We start from the raw sequence: 16,047 nt of genomic DNA, 5'->3' as shown, positions 1-16,047 counted from the left end.
CTTTAACGGGGCATGGCGATGATCCGGATTGGTCCTCACAAGCTCCCCGCCCGCGCTGTTTTGGCGCCGATGGCGGGCATTACCGACCTCCCCTTCCGGCAACTGTGTCTGCAGTTTGGCGCTGGCTTGACCGTATCGGAAATGCTGATTAGCAATAGCGACTTGTGGCACACACGCAAAAGCCACCTGCGCCTCGCTAAGGACGACGATGCTCTGCGCTCGGTACAAATTGCCGGCGCCGAGCCGGCCATGATGGCCGACGCCGCACGTCGCTGTGCAGACGATGGCGCCCATATTATCGATATCAATATGGGTTGCCCGGCAAAGAAAGTTTGCAAACGCGCGGCGGGGTCCGCCCTGCTACGTGAACCCGAACTTGTCGAGGCGATTCTTCGCCAGGTCACCGCCGCCGTCTCGGTGCCGGTAACGTTGAAGATTCGCACTGGCTGGTCACCCGAGCAACGCAACGGCGTTGATATAGCCCGCCTGGCAGAAGACTGCGGCATTGCTGCACTGGCCGTACACGGCCGCACGCGCGCCTGCCGCTTCAATGGCAGTGCCGAGTACGACACGATAGCGGCGATCAAGCAGGCCGTATCAATGCCAGTACTGGCCAATGGCGATATCGACAGCCCTGAAAAGGCACTCGCGGTCCTGCAGCACACCGGCGCCGACGGTGTCATGCTGGGGCGCGCTGTTCAGGGTAAACCCTGGCTGTTCCGGGAGATCAATGCAGCATTGGAAGGGGGCGAATACACCCCCGTTCAAACTGCAGAAATGCGCGAGGTCATGCTCTCGCATATCAAAGCATTACATCACTTTTACGGTGAACATCAGGGCCTGCGCATCGCACGCAAACACTGCGCGTGGTATTTGCAGGACTTTAATAACGTGGATTTCAGGCGCCACTTCAACCGCTTGGAAGACGCGAGTGCACAACTAGATGCTGTACAGAGCTTTTTTGAACAGCACAGCGACAAATTACAGGATGCAGCAGCATGAACCTCAGCCCATTAAGCGCTGCCGAGAGCAGCCCAGTCAGCACCGCTCCGGCCGATGATATTTCGCAAGCCAAAACTCTGCGCGACAGTGTCGCTATCGCCCTGAACAATTACTTCTCAAACCTCGACGGCCAGGATGTCAGCGACGTCTACAACATGGTGTTGTCTGAGATTGAAGCGCCACTGCTCGAAGAGGTGATGAAGTACACCCGCAACAATCAAACCCGCGCTTCGCAAATGCTCGGTCTCAACCGCGGTACGCTGCGCAAAAAACTGAAACAATACGACCTGCTATAAACCCGCCATCGCACCCAGAGGAACACCGCCCGGATGACTACCGAGACGACTTCACGCCCCGTTAAACGCGCGCTAATCAGCGTATCCGACAAATCTGGCATCGTCGATTTTGGCCGCCAGCTTACCGAGATGGGGGTAGAACTCCTGTCCACCGGAGGCACCTACCGCCTACTGCAAGACAACGGCATTAGCGTGACGGAAGTTGCGGACTACACGGGCTTTCCTGAAATGATGGATGGCCGGGTGAAAACCCTCCACCCGAAAGTTCACGGCGGTATTCTCGGCCGCCGCGGCACCGATGATGCTGTCATGAGCGAGCACGGCATTGACGCTATCGATATGGTAGTTGTTAACCTCTACCCCTTTGAGGCCACCGTTGCCAAGCCAGATTGCAGCTTGGAAGATGCGATCGAGAATATCGATATCGGCGGCCCGACCATGGTTCGCGCAGCGGCCAAGAACCACCGCGACGTTGCCATTGTGGTAAACGCCGGCGACTACGACGCCATTATCGAGGAAATGCGTGCCAACGACGGTGCAACCCTGCACAGCACCCGTTTCGACCTCGCCATCAAAGCCTACGAGCACACGGCATCGTACGACGGCGCCATCGCCAATTACTTCGGCAGACTCGTTCCCGGCGGCAGCGACAAATTCCCGCGTACCTTTAACAGCCAATTCGTTAAAGCCCAGGAAATGCGCTACGGCGAAAACCCCCATCAAGACTCAGCGTTTTATGTTGAGCGCCACCCCAGCGAAGCCTGCATTGCCACCGCAACGCAGCTGCAGGGCAAGGAGCTGTCATACAACAATATTGCCGACACCGATGCAGCACTTGAGTGTGTGAAGAGCTTTACCAAGCCCGCCTGCGTGATTGTTAAACACGCCAATCCCTGTGGTGTCTCGGTGTCGCTCAACGGGATCGGTGAAGCCTATGACCTGGCCTTCGCCACCGACCCTGAATCGGCCTTTGGCGGTATTATCGCCTTCAACCGCGAGCTCGATGCCGCAACGGCGCAAGCCATTTGCGACCGCCAGTTTGTGGAAGTGATTATCGCCCCAAGCGTCAGCGAAGACGCGCGCGCCGTTGTAGCCGCCAAGAAAAACGTGCGCCTGCTGAGCTGCGGAGAGTGGGATAGCCCACAAGCTGCCTTTGACTATAAACGCGTCAACGGCGGCCTGCTGGTGCAAGACCGCGACCTCGGCATGATTACTGCCGGTGAGCTGAAAGTAGTGAGCAAGCGCCAGCCCAGTGAAGACGAGATCAACGATTTGATCTTCGCCTGGAAAGTCGCCAAATTCGTTAAGTCGAACGCGATTGTCTACGCCAAAAATCGCCAGACGATCGGTGTCGGCGCCGGGCAGATGAGCCGCGTGAACTCCGCGCGCATCGCCGCTATTAAGGCCGAGCACGCGGGCCTGCAAGTTGAGGGAGCCGTGATGGCATCCGACGCCTTCTTCCCCTTCCGCGATGGCATCGACAATGCGGCGAAAGTTGGCATTAGCTGCATCATTCAGCCAGGCGGTTCAATTCGTGACGAAGAAGTCATTGCCGCCGCCGACGAGCACAACATGGCAATGGTATTCACTGGCATGCGCCATTTCCGCCACTAACGCCGAAACGTCGCCGGCAGCTATCTGCCGGCGACGCCAGCACCGAATCGATAGAAAAAAGATAATTTCTTCGGCCTTGAAGCAACATGAGTCAAGGCCGTTTAGCTAAATCACGCAGCCGTGATGGCCGTAGAAATAGGACGCAGTTGAAATGAACGTATTGATTATTGGCTCCGGTGGCCGTGAGCACGCTCTGGCTTGGAAGGCGGCCCAGTCTGCCAATGTTGAAACCGTTTATGTCGCACCAGGCAACGCCGGCACTGCGCTGGATACGGGCATAGAAAATGTTGAGATAGGCGCAGGCGATTTCGAGGCACTGGCAAACTTTGCCGAGAGCAACGATATCGCGCTGACCATCGTTGGCCCCGAAGCGCCACTGGTAGACGGCGTGGTGGATTTCTTCGCCAAACGCGGCCTGCCCTGCTTTGGCCCCAGCCAGGGCGCGGCACAACTGGAAGGCTCCAAAGCCTTTACCAAGGACTTCCTTGCCCGACACAACATCCCCACTGCGGCCTATGGCAACTTCACCGAACTCGAGCCAGCGCTTGCCTACCTTCGAGAACAGGGCGCACCGATTGTCGTCAAGGCCGACGGTCTGGCAGCGGGCAAAGGCGTTATTGTTGCAGAAACACTGGAACAAGCTGAAGACGCCGTGCGCGACATGCTGTCCGGCAATGCATTCGGCGACGCCGGCTGCCGCGTAGTGATTGAAGAGTTCTTAGTCGGCGAAGAAGCCAGCTTCATCGTGATGGTCGACGGTGAAGACGTTTTGCCGATGGCAACCAGTCAGGATCACAAGCGTGTTGGCGATGGCGACACCGGCCCCAACACCGGTGGCATGGGCGCTTACTCACCCGCGCCAGTGGTAACGCCAGACGTTCATCAGCGCATTATGGAACAGGTTATTATGCCAACCGTTCGCGGCATGGCAGAAGAAGGCAACCGCTACACGGGCTTTCTGTATGCCGGCTTGATGATCAGCCCCGAGGGTGAACCAAAAGTTATTGAATACAACTGCCGCTTTGGCGACCCGGAAACACAACCCATTATGCTGCGCTTGCAGTCTGACCTAGTCGCTCTGTGTCAGGCGGCGCTTGCTGGCACGCTGGCCAACGCTGAGGCGCAATGGGACCCACGCCCTGCGGTTGGTGTTGTACTCGCCGCCGGCGGCTACCCCGGCAGCTACAACAAGGGCGATGAAATTACCGGTATCCCCGCAGAAACCGCCAGCACCAAGGTCTTCCACGCCGGCACGCAATTAGACGGCGACAAGCTGACAACCAACGGTGGGCGAGTACTGTGCGCTACCGCCATGGGCAATAGCGTAAGCGAAGCCCAGGCACTGGCCTACGACGTCGCCAAACAGATCGACTGGCAAGGTGTTTTCTTCCGCAGTGATATCGCCTATCGCGCCATCGCTAGGGAATAGCGGTCACTTGACTATGTGCAGGATGCCCATCGCGATACGCCTTGATTTGAGGCTGCTGCTCAGCAGCCTGCTACTGTTTCTTGCCACAAGCCACATTGGCCACGCCGCCGTCATCCTGGATCCGGCCGTGGCGCGGGTCGACATCAGTCAATCCGGCGAAATATACGAGGATCGCAGCGGTCAGTTGTCTATCGACGACCTGCTTCAGCCGACCTTTCAGCGCAGCTTTCGGCCACTTGAAAATGGCGATTTAATGCTCGATGGCAGCACCCAAACCTACTGGCTGCTGTTTCGCTTTCGCAACACCCACAACGAAACCCTGCGCCGCATACTGGAATTGCGCCCGGCGCATTTGGGCGAGGTAACCGTCTACGCCCATCGCAGCGGCACGCCCGCCGAAGAGCGAGCCACGGTTTTCCCTCCGCAAGATATGCTGCGACCCCAGCGAATCTACCGCTTAAACCTGCCCGCCGGCAGCGCTACCAATATTTATGTGCGCATCGACAAGCACGCCGATATCCGAGTGTCTGCCAAACTCTTTAGCGATATCGCGTTTATTTCAGAAAGCAGCCAACGCGATATTGGAAATTTCTTTCTGCTTGGCGTACTCAGTACCGTCAGCATCTACTGTCTGGTTGCCTTCCTGATATACCGGGAACCGCTATTTGCCAATCTGTGCATATTTGGCGTCTTGGTGATGGGCTCACAGCTGATGGCCTGGGGCTACCTTGGCCAACCCCGCGGTATGCTGCCCCCCTGGGACAGCCCAATTATGATCATTTCAGCGATCGGCATCTTGCTGACCGAAGTGATCTTTGCGCTAGGATTCCCCGTGTACCCCAAGCAGCGCCCAGGCCATTGGCCAAACATCTTGCGCGGAATCCTTTTCCTGCTCGTCGCAGCGCTGCCGTTCAGTATTATCACCGACGCCCATTACAGCGGCACTCTGTTGAGCATTTTGGTGCCACTCACCGCCGCGTCTACGCTGTTTGCGGGCTTGAATGGCTACTTTGTCAGCTACAGCCGGCTCCTGTTGTTTTACCTTCTGGGTAAAAGCCTCACCCTGGTCATTTATCTGTTGGCCCAGCTCAGCTACTTGCTTGGCGTTCTCGATATCTACGACATGAATGCCTTACTCTCGCTGGCCGCTGTGATCGTTGCTCTCGCTCACGCCACACTGCTGATTACCCGCAGCCGCAAGCGCTGGCGTATGCAGCACGAGGATGCTCAGCGCATCGCCGTGGTCGATGAGGTAAACCGCGCGAAAAGCGAAGTGCTGGCGCGCATCACTCACGATATCCGCACCCCCATCAGCGCAATGCTGGGCGTGACAGAACTGCTTCAAGAGACCCAACTGACCGCCAGCCAGGAAGACTATTTGCGCAGCCTGCAACGCTCCAGCCATGAGTTACTGCAGCTGCTCGAAGAGGCGGGGCAAGCCGCGCGATTTAGCGACAGCGATATCGACCTCAACAGCCAGCTCATCGCACTGCCTGAATTGGTCAGCGACGCCCTGTCCAGTTTCCGAAACATGGCTGCAGAACGCGACCTGGAGTTGATCAGCGATTTATCAAACACCCTGCCAATGCAGCTGCTTGGGGACCTGTCGCGACTGCGCCAATTGCTTATTCACAGCCTAAACAGCGCCTTCGAACACGCCGAGGGCGGCTTTATCCTGTTAAAAATTAGCCCGGCCTCCCCTCGCCCCGGCCACCTTCAGGTGGAAGTGTCCCACCGTGGCAGCAATTTCACCGGCGATGAACGGCAGGCGCTTCAACGCCCCAAGGTTGATAAAAAAGACAGCGCAATGAGCACGCGATTTGCCATTATCGCTCGTCTCGTCAGCCTCATGGGCGGGCAAATTAGCTTGCGTAGTAGCGCCAGTCGCGACGTACACACCCTGTGTATGACACTGCAACTGGGAGTGATCAGCAATAAGCTGCCAAGCCCCGAAGCAACCGACCTGCTGAACAATAAACGCCTTCTGGTGGTGGACAGCAACCGCACCTTTTGCGAGGTGGTCAATAAACAATGCTCGCCCTGGGGGATGGGTGTCTTCTCCGCCACCAATGAGCAGGCCGCGCTGGCCATCATGCGCAACCAACGCCTGATCAATGCCCCCGTCGATTTTGTATTGATCGACCACCGACAAAGCGATAACGGCCTGCTGCTGGCACGCCGGGTAAAAGAAGAATTTGCCAACGCCGACCATCAACCCAGCGTGCTGCTACTTGCCCACGCGAATATTTCGTATCGCCGGGAAGAGCTGCAAGCGGCAGGGGTGCAACGGGTACTGAGTAAACCGCTGGGCAATATTGCCCTGCGCAGCGCACTATTGGGCGAATCGCGTGTTGCCGAGCGCGGTCACGACATAGATCAATACAGCAGCGACGCCTTGAATTATCATTCTCTGCGCTGCCTGATCGCCGAGGACAACCCCAGTAACGCGCTGGTGCTGTCGCGCATGCTCAAAAGCCTGGGTATCACCGTTCAACATGCGGAAAACGGCCAGCAAGCCCTGAACTTTTTTATTCGCGACCACTACGACTTAGTTATACTCGATGTCGAAATGCCGGTGATGGACGGCATTGAAGCGGCGCGCCAAATTCGGCAATTTGAACAGGAAGAGGAGCGCGAGCGCACACCGATTTTCGGGCTGACGGCAAACGCCCTGGACGAGCAGCGCGACAGCTACCTCAACGCCGGCATGGATCTTCACTTGGTGAAACCGATCCGCCTGTGGGAGCTGGCCGAGTCGATACAGCGCTGGACGGGCTACCAGCATCAGAAAGACTGAGTTTGCCGTACAATAAGGCGAGATTGGAGGATACGATGACCAGAAGCTTTTCCGCCTTGGATCGACTGCTGATTGGCGCAGACCGCAGCCTAAAAACCCTGGTTCGCGGCAGTGCCACACCGCAACGCGAAAACCCCGCCAGCGGCCGCCGCGACAGCCAGCATCAGGACGCCCGGCACACAGCGGGCCTCATGCGCATCAACCACACCGGCGAAGTGTGCGCCCAGGCCTTGTACCAGGGGCAGGCGCTGACGGCCAAGCGCCCCGATATTAAACAAGCCATGAGCCACGCCGCCGACGAGGAAATTGATCATCTGGTGTGGTGTGAGCAACGCCTAAAGGAGCTGGGTAGCCACACCAGCCTGCTCAACCCCCTGTTCTATGCCGGCTCCTTTGCCATCGGCGCGACGGCGGGGGCGATCAGCGACAAAATCAGCCTGGGGTTTGTTGCTGCCACTGAAGATCAGGTATGCGAGCACCTGCGCAGCCACCTGGACTCCCTGCCCAACGACGATGAAAAATCGCGAGCCATTTTGGAACAAATGCTGGAGGACGAAGCGGCCCACTCCACCGCAGCGATAGAAGCCGGCGGCGCCGTTTTTCCAAAGCCGGTTAAGAAGGCCATGACCCTTCTCTCAAAAGTCATGACCCGAACGACTTACTACGTGTAGAGGCGTGCCAGCCAGCGACTAGACAGCGCTGGCGATAGGTGGGTGGTGAATGATCTGTACAAGATTGCCATCTGGATCGAGGCAATAGAAGCTACGCGCACCATCGCGGTGGGTTCTTGGTGCGGCTTTAATGCTAACGCCATTCGCAACAAGGAACTCGTGCCAGGCATCGACATCGTCGGCTTCCCTAACGATAAAACCCAAGTGGTCTAAACGCTGGCCCGCGGCCGGCCGCTCAGCACCGTGATAACGGTGAATGGCCAGGTTGTCGCAACCCGAGCAAAGGTAGTAATTATCCTCGTCGGGCTGCCACTCGACCGCCATACCCAGCAGGTCAGTATAAAACTGTACGGTCTCTTCCAGCTTTTCTACAAATAACGCCAGGTGGCGCATGCCCGCATGGGGATTGGGGCGCTGCATATATCCTACTCCGCTTCAATAATCTCGTGACTATGCTCGATCACCACGCCGGCCTTTTCCATCATAATGGACGCCGAACAGTATTTTTCAGCCGACAGCTCAACCGCGCGCTTCACGTGGCTCTCCTTCAAGGCAGTGCCGGTAACAACAAAGTGAAGGCGTATTGTTTCAAAGACGGCGGGGACCGCATCAACACGTTCGGCCACCAGCTCGCACCGGCAATCTTTCACCTGCTGGCGTGACTTCTTCAGCATACTCATCACATCGAATGAGGCGCAGCCACCCATGCCCAACAGCAACATTTCCATAGGCCGAACGCCCATATTACGGCCGCCGTGGTCTTCCGGACCATCCATAACCACGCTGTGGCCGCTTCCGGATTCACCTAAAAACATTGCACCGTCAACCCACTTTACCGTTGCTTTCATCATTACCCCGATAGAATTTGTCAATCCGCTAAGCTTATCACAGCACCTGCATCCAGGCTCGCCATTGCCGGCAAAGCGCGGCATACTAATACACACGAATGAAACAGCGCTTTGCCCATAACCAAACTAAAAAAGAGAGTGGCCCGTGTTCCAGGCACCGAAACCCGACATCCCAAATCTCGACGACTTCCTCGCGCACTGCCATCGGCGCCGACACCCTAGCAAGAGCACGCTAATCTACGCTGGAGACGACAGCGACGCGCTCTACTATATTATCGACGGCTCGGTGACGGTGATTATCGAAGACGACGACGGCCGTGAAATGATTGTCGCCTACTTAAACAAGGGCGACTTCTTTGGTGAAATGGGCGTATTCGACGAAGACATCCCGCCGACTCGTAGCGCCTGGGTAAAAAGCCGAACCGACTGTGAGATTGCCGAGATTAGCTACAGCAAGTTTCGCGAACTCCAGGACCAATACCCGGATATCCTGCTGGCCCTCGGCAAGCAAATGGCAAAACGCTTACGCCTCACCACGCGCAAAGTTGGCGACCTGGCCTTTTTAGATGTTACCGGCCGCGTCGCGCGAACACTTCTCGACCTATGCAAACAGCCAGACGCTATGACCCACCCGGATGGTATGCAGATCAAAATTACCCGTCAGGAAATCGGCAGGATTGTTGGCTGCTCCCGCGAGATGGTTGGTCGCGTACTCAAAACCCTGGAAGAACAGGGTCTGGTCCACGTAAAAGGCAAAACGATGGTGGTGTACGGCACCCGCTGAGCAGCGGCTGCCAGCACCCCGACCCGTAGCACCCTATTTAGCAAACAGCTCTGCTAATTTTTCCCCGGGCTCTGCCGCGCGCATAAAGGCCTCGCCAACGAGAAAGGCATCGACGTTGTGCTGGCGCATTGCCGCAACGTCGTCAGCGCTGTGAATACCGCTCTCGGTAACCACAATACGGTTCTCGTCAATTTGTGCCAGCAGCGAGAAGGTACTGTCCAAGCTGGTCTCAAAATTGTGTAGGTTGCGGTTATTGATGCCGACCAAGCGATTGCCGAGCGGCAAAATACGCTGAAGCTCCTCGGCGTTGTGTACCTCAATCAACACATCCATTCCCAACTCGTGGGCCAGGGCATTGAGCTGCGCTAGCTGCGCATCGTCCAATGCGGCTGCTATTAACAAAATACAATCAGCTGCAATCGCCCGCGCTTCGTAAACCTGATAAGGGTCGACAATAAAATCCTTACGGATCACCGGCAGCGAACAAGCCTCACGCGCCTGCTGTAAATATGCCTCGCTACCTTGAAAAAAATCGGCATCGGTCAGCACCGACAAACAGGCAGCGCCGCCTTGTTCATAGCTTCGAGCAATCTCCGCGGGATGGAAGTCTTCGCGGATCACGCCTTTGGAGGGCGACGCTTTTTTGATCTCTGCGATAACCGCCGATTGACCCGCCGCTAACTTAGCCTCCATGGCGGCAACAAAACCTCGTGGCTGCGATGCACTGGCTATCTCCGCTTGCAGCTGGGCGATGGGGCGCCGCGCACTGCGCTCGGCCACTTCTTCAAATTTTCGATCAATGATACGGTTCAAAACCGTTGGTGTTGTCATTGCGTCATACCCTGTGTGAAGGCCGCTAGCTCTTGCATTTTTTCCAGCGCACGACCGCCGTGAATCACATCTTCAGCGAGGGCCACTCCCGCCTTCAAATCGCCGGTAACACCGGCGACATACAGCGCCGCCCCCGCATTTAGCGCGATCATATCCGCGGCTTTTTCTGCAGCGGCAGAATCCCGCTTGCCCAGCGCATTGCGGATCAATGCCAACGACGCTTCACTGTCGTCCACATCAAGACCAATCAAGCTCTGGCTTTCAATACCCGCATCTTCCGGCTGTAGACGGTATTCGCGAATCTCACCGTTTTTCAGCTCCGCCACCTGCGTTGATGTTGCCAAACTGATCTCATCCAAGCCGTCGCCTGAGTGCACCACCATTACGTGCTCAGCACCCAAGCGCCCCATCACCTCGGCTAGCGGGCGACACAAGTCGGCACTAAACACACCCAGCAGCAGGCGCTTAACCCCAGCCGGGTTGGTCAGTGGGCCAAGAATATTAAAAATCGTGCGCTGGGCCAGTTCCTTGCGCGGGCCAATGGCGTGTCGCATCGCGCTGTGGTGGTTCACGGCAAACATAAAGCCAACACCCACCTCGCGTATGCAGCGCGCGACCTGTTCGGGTGTCAGATCAAGCACAATACCCGCTTTCTCCAGCAGGTCGGCACTGCCACTGTTTGACGACACAGAGCGGTTACCGTGCTTAGCCACATGCGCCCCGGCAGCAGCTACCACAAAACTACTGGCTGACGACACGTTGAACAAGTTGGCGCCGTCACCGCCGGTGCCAACAATATCGACCGCGTGCTCGACTCCCTCGATATCGACTGGCGTCGCCAGTTCGCGCATCACCCGCGCAGCACCTTCTATTTCGTCGAGGCTTTCGCTTTTCATTCGCAAGCCCATCAGGAAGGCGCCAATCTGCGCATCGCTGCACTGCCCGGTCATCACGGCGCGCATCACATCGGCCATCTCATCTGTGGTCAAATCAAGCTGTTTAACCACTCTCGCCAGTGCCGCCTTAATGTCCATTTTCTCACTCATGCCTTGCGCTCCAAAAAATTGTTCAAAAGTTCACGCCCCTGTGCACTCAGGATGGCCTCCGGGTGAAACTGCACCCCTTCAACATCCATACTGCGGTGCCGCAAACCCATAATTTCGTCGACATTCCCCTGCCCGTCCTCGGTCCACGCGGTCATCTCCAGACAACTGGGCAAGCTGTGCTTTTCGACCACCAAAGAGTGATATCGCGTCGCAACTAACGGCATGTTCAGGCCTGCGAAAACCCCTTCACTGCGGTGGTAAACCGCAGAGGTTTTGCCGTGCATGACTTGTCGCGCACGCACCACCTTGGCACCAAATACCTGGGCGATGCTCTGGTGCCCAAGGCAGACACCCAACACCGGACACCTGCCGGAAAAGTGTTTGATCGCCGCCATCGAAATGCCCGCCTCATTCGGCGTACACGGCCCGGGAGAAATCACCAGATGACTCGGCGACATTTCCGCCAGGCGTTCAATGCTCAACTCATCATTGCGATACACTGCCACCTCAGCTCCCAACTCGCTGAGATATTGCACCAAGTTGTAGGTGAAGGAATCGTAGTTGTCGATCATTAACACCACAACAGCAGCGCACCTCAAACAGTTCGTGATTGGCAATAGGCAGGGCCCACCGAGCAGGGCATTGTACGCAAGGCCGCTATCTAAAACACCTAGGCCGAATGCTTTGACCCACCAGCATTTTGTGATAGTGTACTAGTACATGAATACGACGCGCAAGACACAAGATGACCGTCATCGGCAGGAACTGCTGGAACACCTCTTTGCCGCAACATCCGAAAGTGAGTTAGATCAGCGCTTAAACGATCTGCTCACACCGTCGGAGTTCAGCGAGGTAAGCAAGCGGCTACAAATTTTCAAGCTGCTCGATGCCGGAATACCTCAGCGCCAAATCGCCGAGCAACTGGGTGTTGGCATTGCCACCGTCACCCGTGGCTCACGCGCCCGCAAACGACACTCCCGAGGCTAAGCACCGACATCCTATGAGCCAACTACCCCCTCGACTGCGCCTGCCCCGCAAGCCGCATTACATTACCATTAGCGCCGACTGCGATTTTTTTAAACTGTTTAAGAAAATCGAGAAGCGCTACGACAACTGCTTCTATCTGGAGTCGCTCGGCGAGGACAGCCATATGGCCCGCCACTCCATTATCGGCTTCGACCCCGAGCAGCTGCTCTACGCCAACGGCAACACGCTCACTATTGAGGAGCGCGACGGCAGCAAGGCCGATTACCACAGCGACAATCCCTATTCCCTGCTCCGGGAAATCGTCCCGCAGGACATTATTTCTCGAAAATACGCCGGAGGCCTCACTGGCTATCTCGGCTACGACGCGATGAATTACTTCGAGCCCAGCCTCAGCATCCAGAGTAGTGAGCTGTTTGATGCCTTTCGATTTGGGCTCTTTAAAGATGGCTTGATCCTCGACAAGATGACCGGGGAACTCATTTATTTTTACTACCACGACAGCCGCCTGGACGATGTTGAAGCCCTGCTCGCCGAAGACGATGTCGCAAACGGCCCCTTAAAAATATATTCCTGCGGCGAAACCATGAGCCGCGACGATCACCGCGCCGCCGTCATGAAAGTGAAGCAGGACATTATCGACGGCAAAATTTTCCAGACGGAAGTCGGTTTTAAAAAGCGCTTTCGCCTCGAAGGTGACACCATCAATATCTACGAGGAAATGCGTGAGATTAACCCCTCGCCGCAGATGTACTACGTAAAATTTGGCGAGCAAAAACTGATCGGTGCCAGTCCCGAGTTGTTGTTTAGATTGCGCCAAGGCGAGATGGAAACCTTCCCGCTGGCGGGCACCACCCGGCGCGGCGCCGACCCACAAGAAGATACCGCACTGGCCCGCGCACTGCTCAACGACCCCAAAGAAATCGCCGAGCACAATATGATTGTCGACCTGCATCGCAATGATATTGGTCGTGTGGCCCAGTTTGGCACGGTGAAGGTGCGCAGCCTGATGGACATTAAACGCTTCAGCCATGTGCAGCATATTTCCAGCGAAATTGTCGGCATTATCGCCGAGGGCGAAGACATGTTCTCGGCCCTGCCCAGCAACTTCCCGGCGGGAACGCTAACCGGCGCCCCCAAAATTGAGGCCATGCGGATCATCAACGAACTGGAAGGCGACGGACGCGGCCCCTATGGCGGCGCGGTCGGCCACTTTTCATTCAACGGGGACTGCACCTTTGCCATCCCCATTCGAACGGTATTCGCCAATGGCGAAGAAGCCTATGTGCAAACCTGCGGCGGCAATGTGTACGACTCCAACCCCGACGATGAATACGAGGAAATTCGGCGCAAGTTCGCCGGCACCAAAAAGGTCCTGGATAAGTTTATGGTCGATGACCGCGAAGGAGGCGAATCGTGAAAGTCCTCATCATTGATAACTACGACTCCTTCACCTACAACCTCTACCAATATATTGGCGAGATATTGAGCAGCGAAAAAAGCCGCGGGCGGCTCGACGACTTTCGTATTGTCGTTAAACGCAACGACGAATTAAGTTTGGATGAGATCCACCAGCTCAACGCCGACCGCATTATCGTTTCACCCGGCCCGGGCTCGCCGGATGACGAACACTACTTTGGCGTGTGTTCACAGGTGATCGCCGAGCTCGGCAAGCACACTCCGCTACTCGGCGTCTGCTTAGGCATGCAGGGCATCGTCCACGTATTCGGCGGCAATGTGGTCAAGGCGCCACTGCCCATGCATGGCAAAATCAGCCCGATCACCCACAATGACCAAGGCATGTTTGCCAATGTCCCGGACCAGCTGGAAGTCATGCGCTACCACTCGCTGATCGCCGAGGCAGAATCTCTACCCGATTGCCTGCAAGTCACTGCGCTAGCCGGCGACATCCCGCCCAATGCCTTTAGCGACCCCAGCCAGGTGCGGCGCGGCGGTGAGTTCGAAATTATGGGGGTTCAGCACCGCGAACACCCTATCCATGGCATCCAGTTTCACCCCGAATCCTTTGCGACCGAGGGCGGCAAAGAGCTGATTCGCAATTTTCTGTTTGGCGACCACTAGTCCAAGCGAGCACGGCGGCTGCAGGGTGGTATTGGCCCTTCAGCCGCCCCGTCGATAGCCCCACCCTGTCACGCCTTCTGCAAAGTACCTACGCCGTTATCTGCGACACAAACGCGCCCTCCGTGTCATTAAACTGCCACAGTTTTGCTCTACCTTTCGCGGCCTAGTGAATCTTTGCCTAAGGCCTGCTGCCCCCACGCAGACGGGCCAGTAAAAGGAGTAGACAGGTGACACAGCCACCCCTTATCAAGAGCCGCCGCGACGTGCTGCGCGCAATGTTTCTCGGTGCCGCCGCCGCTGGCCTCGCCGCATGTGGTGGCGGCTCGAGTCGCAGCACAAGCAACACCACGCCAGATAACGGCGACACACCCCAGCCACCACAACCGCCCGTTCCCCCGGCAACCGAGCTGCCGCTGTCACCCGGCCCGCTAGCCAATATCGGCGACTTATTCACCTCTGACGTTGACGGCATATTGATTCCCGAAGGCTTCTCCATACGCCGCGTGGCCCGCGCCGGCTTCTCGCCATCACTCAACTTCACGCTCTGGCACAGCAACCCCGATGGCGGGGCGGTGTTCCAAAGCGACGACGGCGGCTGGGTTTACGTATCCAACAGTGAATCCACACCTGGCGGAGTGGGTGCTCTGCGTTTTGATGCCAACGGCAGCATTACCGACAACTACCGCATTCTTAAAGATACCCGCAACAACTGCGCAGGCGGCGCTACCCCCTGGCAAACCTGGTTGTCCTGCGAGGAAGTCCGGGATGGCCTGGTGTACGAATGCGACCCCTTTGGCGATGCAGACAGCGCCGTGGCTCGGCCAGCGCTGGGAATTTTCAACCATGAGGCAGTGGCCGTAGACATGCCCACTCGCACCGTGTATCTCACCGAGGATGCCGGCGATGGTCGGCTCTACCGCTACACCGCCTTGGGAGATGCCCCATCGATGAATGGGCGGCAGGGACTCAACTTGAATAACGGCCTGCTGGAAGTGCTGGAAATCGAGGGCTTCGAAAATGGCGGTTATCAGGACGCACTCAGCGAGGCGCGACAGCTGCACAAAGTGAAATGGGTGGAAGTCCAATCGCCCGAACGCCCCCAGGCTGACGTTCGCGCCGACATTGCATCAACCGGCGCCGGTGCACCGGGAACCGTCTTCAAAGGCGGAGAGGGAATATGGATACAAAGCTTTACCGACGGCCGCACCGTCGCGGGCAGTAGCCACCCCCTGCGGGCGGTGGTGTTCTTTGCCTGTAAAGGCGACAACCGGGTATATGCCTTGGATATCGACAACGATCTTATCGAAGTGGTATTCGACAACGAACAGCTCACCGCCGTTGACGAAACCCCCTATGACGATGTCGACAACCTGGTTGTCAGCCCCGCCGGCGACGTTATCGTCGCCGAAGATGGCGATGCGATGCGCTTGATGGTAATGGTCCCCAATGCCAATGCGAAGATCTTGCTTCAAGTCCCCGGCGGTAAAAGCGAGCTGACGGGCCCGGCATTTACCGCCGACGGCAGCCGGCTGTACTTCAGCTCTCAGCGCGGCCCGGTAAATTTCGGCATACCGTGGTTTGGCACAACCTACGAGCTAACCATTCCGGAAAACTTCCGCTAGAGCCAAGCCCAAGTGGGCGTGTAAACTGGTGGCTTTGAGCA

At 57.0% G+C, this 16,047-nt stretch carries 16 protein-coding genes; 11 read left to right on the top strand and 5 right to left on the bottom strand.

The window, feature by feature from the left end:
• Positions 1–18 precede the first annotated feature (18 nt).
• From dusB to coq7, 6 genes are all read left to right on the top strand, one after another.
• Positions 19–1,002 (top strand): tRNA dihydrouridine synthase DusB, encoded by a 984-nt coding sequence (gene dusB / locus HNR64_RS12035; RefSeq protein WP_239547815.1) that lies wholly within the window; start codon positions 19–21, stop codon positions 1,000–1,002.
• A complete protein-coding gene (gene fis, locus HNR64_RS12030; protein WP_027874278.1) occupies positions 999–1,298 on the top strand; it encodes a DNA-binding transcriptional regulator Fis in 300 nt (99 codons plus the stop codon). Before dusB ends, fis begins: the two co-directional genes overlap by 4 nt.
• Positions 1,299–1,331: 33 nt before the next feature.
• Entirely contained in the window at positions 1,332–2,912 is a 1,581-nt protein-coding gene (gene purH, locus HNR64_RS12025) for a bifunctional phosphoribosylaminoimidazolecarboxamide formyltransferase/IMP cyclohydrolase (RefSeq protein ID WP_204996692.1), read from the top strand.
• 151 nt (positions 2,913–3,063) lie between these two features.
• Positions 3,064–4,341 carry a phosphoribosylamine--glycine ligase gene (gene purD, locus HNR64_RS12020; RefSeq protein WP_204996691.1) on the top strand — a complete coding sequence of 426 codons (1,278 nt, stop codon included), beginning with the start codon at positions 3,064–3,066 and terminating at the stop codon, positions 4,339–4,341.
• 13 nt (positions 4,342–4,354) lie between these two features.
• Entirely contained in the window at positions 4,355–7,138 is a 2,784-nt protein-coding gene (locus HNR64_RS12015) for a hybrid sensor histidine kinase/response regulator (protein ID WP_239547833.1), read from the top strand.
• Positions 7,139–7,173: 35 nt separating this feature from the next.
• Entirely contained in the window at positions 7,174–7,809 is a 636-nt protein-coding gene (gene coq7, locus HNR64_RS12010) for a 2-polyprenyl-3-methyl-6-methoxy-1,4-benzoquinone monooxygenase (RefSeq protein ID WP_204996689.1), read from the top strand.
• An 18-nt stretch (positions 7,810–7,827) separates the two neighbouring features.
• Here coq7 and HNR64_RS12005 read toward each other — a convergent pair whose 3' ends face one another.
• Together HNR64_RS12005 and HNR64_RS12000 are read right to left on the bottom strand one after the other, a co-directional pair.
• On the bottom strand, positions 7,828–8,229 hold the full coding sequence (locus HNR64_RS12005; RefSeq protein WP_239547814.1) for a VOC family protein: 402 nt from the start codon (positions 8,227–8,229) through the stop codon (positions 7,828–7,830).
• A gap of 5 nt (positions 8,230–8,234) precedes the next feature.
• Positions 8,235–8,657: an OsmC family protein gene (locus HNR64_RS12000; protein ID WP_204996815.1), complete on the bottom strand. Its 423-nt coding sequence runs from the start codon at positions 8,655–8,657 to the stop codon at positions 8,235–8,237.
• A gap of 145 nt (positions 8,658–8,802) precedes the next feature.
• On the opposite strand from HNR64_RS12000, the gene crp reads away from it, so the two are divergent.
• A complete protein-coding gene (gene crp / locus HNR64_RS11995) occupies positions 8,803–9,441 on the top strand; it encodes a cAMP-activated global transcriptional regulator CRP (protein WP_027874271.1) in 639 nt (212 codons plus the stop codon).
• A 33-nt stretch (positions 9,442–9,474) separates the two neighbouring features.
• On the opposite strand, the gene trpC is transcribed toward crp, so the two are convergent.
• The 3 genes from trpC to HNR64_RS11980 are packed head-to-tail and all read right to left on the bottom strand — an operon-like array spanning position 9,475 to position 11,899.
• A complete protein-coding gene (gene trpC, locus HNR64_RS11990) occupies positions 9,475–10,272 on the bottom strand; it encodes an indole-3-glycerol phosphate synthase TrpC (RefSeq protein ID WP_204996688.1) in 798 nt (265 codons plus the stop codon).
• Entirely contained in the window at positions 10,269–11,306 is a 1,038-nt protein-coding gene (gene trpD / locus HNR64_RS11985; RefSeq protein ID WP_204996814.1) for an anthranilate phosphoribosyltransferase, read from the bottom strand. The genes trpC and trpD overlap by 4 nt, the downstream gene beginning before the upstream one ends.
• An 8-nt stretch (positions 11,307–11,314) precedes the next feature.
• Positions 11,315–11,899, bottom strand: a complete 585-nt coding sequence (locus HNR64_RS11980; RefSeq protein WP_204996687.1) for an anthranilate synthase component II — start codon at positions 11,897–11,899, stop codon at positions 11,315–11,317.
• A gap of 139 nt (positions 11,900–12,038) precedes the next feature.
• Here HNR64_RS11980 and HNR64_RS11975 point away from each other — a divergent pair, with 139 nt between their 5' ends.
• From HNR64_RS11975 to HNR64_RS11960, 4 genes are all read left to right on the top strand, one after another.
• Positions 12,039–12,305: a Trp family transcriptional regulator gene (locus tag HNR64_RS11975; RefSeq protein ID WP_204996686.1), complete on the top strand. Its 267-nt coding sequence runs from the start codon at positions 12,039–12,041 to the stop codon at positions 12,303–12,305.
• Between the two features lie 13 nt (positions 12,306–12,318).
• Positions 12,319–13,722, top strand: coding sequence for an anthranilate synthase component I family protein (locus HNR64_RS11970; protein WP_204996685.1), 1,404 nt, complete (start codon positions 12,319–12,321; stop codon positions 13,720–13,722).
• On the top strand, positions 13,719–14,384 hold the full coding sequence (locus HNR64_RS11965; protein ID WP_204996684.1) for a glutamine amidotransferase-related protein: 666 nt from the start codon (positions 13,719–13,721) through the stop codon (positions 14,382–14,384). The genes HNR64_RS11970 and HNR64_RS11965 overlap by 4 nt, the downstream gene beginning before the upstream one ends.
• Before the next feature lie 227 nt (positions 14,385–14,611).
• On the top strand, positions 14,612–16,006 hold the full coding sequence (locus HNR64_RS11960) for an alkaline phosphatase PhoX (RefSeq protein WP_204996683.1): 1,395 nt from the start codon (positions 14,612–14,614) through the stop codon (positions 16,004–16,006).
• The last annotated feature ends 41 nt before the right edge of the window (positions 16,007–16,047 follow it).

Source organism: Spongiibacter marinus (assembly GCF_016906995.1).
GTDB lineage: Bacteria > Pseudomonadota > Gammaproteobacteria > Pseudomonadales > Spongiibacteraceae > Spongiibacter > Spongiibacter marinus.
This window is presented reverse-complemented; position numbering and strand designations above follow the sequence as displayed.

Excerpts from the sequence above, each read along its gene's own strand:
- dusB (WP_239547815.1), top strand. The coding sequence starts at position 19 with ATGATCCGGATTGGTCCTCACAAGCTCCCCGCCCGCGCTGTTTTGGCG.
- fis (WP_027874278.1), top strand. The coding sequence starts at position 999 with ATGAACCTCAGCCCATTAAGCGCTGCCGAGAGCAGCCCAGTCAGCACC.
- purH (WP_204996692.1), top strand. The coding sequence starts at position 1,332 with ATGACTACCGAGACGACTTCACGCCCCGTTAAACGCGCGCTAATCAGC.
- purD (WP_204996691.1), top strand. The coding sequence starts at position 3,064 with ATGAACGTATTGATTATTGGCTCCGGTGGCCGTGAGCACGCTCTGGCT.
- HNR64_RS12015 (WP_239547833.1), top strand. The coding sequence starts at position 4,355 with ATGTGCAGGATGCCCATCGCGATACGCCTTGATTTGAGGCTGCTGCTC.
- coq7 (WP_204996689.1), top strand. The coding sequence starts at position 7,174 with ATGACCAGAAGCTTTTCCGCCTTGGATCGACTGCTGATTGGCGCAGAC.
- HNR64_RS12005 (WP_239547814.1), bottom strand. The coding sequence starts at position 8,229 with ATGCAGCGCCCCAATCCCCATGCGGGCATGCGCCACCTGGCGTTATTT.
- HNR64_RS12000 (WP_204996815.1), bottom strand. The coding sequence starts at position 8,657 with ATGAAAGCAACGGTAAAGTGGGTTGACGGTGCAATGTTTTTAGGTGAA.
- trpC (WP_204996688.1), bottom strand. The coding sequence starts at position 10,272 with ATGACAACACCAACGGTTTTGAACCGTATCATTGATCGAAAATTTGAA.
- trpD (WP_204996814.1), bottom strand. The coding sequence starts at position 11,306 with ATGGACATTAAGGCGGCACTGGCGAGAGTGGTTAAACAGCTTGATTTG.
- HNR64_RS11975 (WP_204996686.1), top strand. The coding sequence starts at position 12,039 with ATGAATACGACGCGCAAGACACAAGATGACCGTCATCGGCAGGAACTG.
- HNR64_RS11970 (WP_204996685.1), top strand. The coding sequence starts at position 12,319 with ATGAGCCAACTACCCCCTCGACTGCGCCTGCCCCGCAAGCCGCATTAC.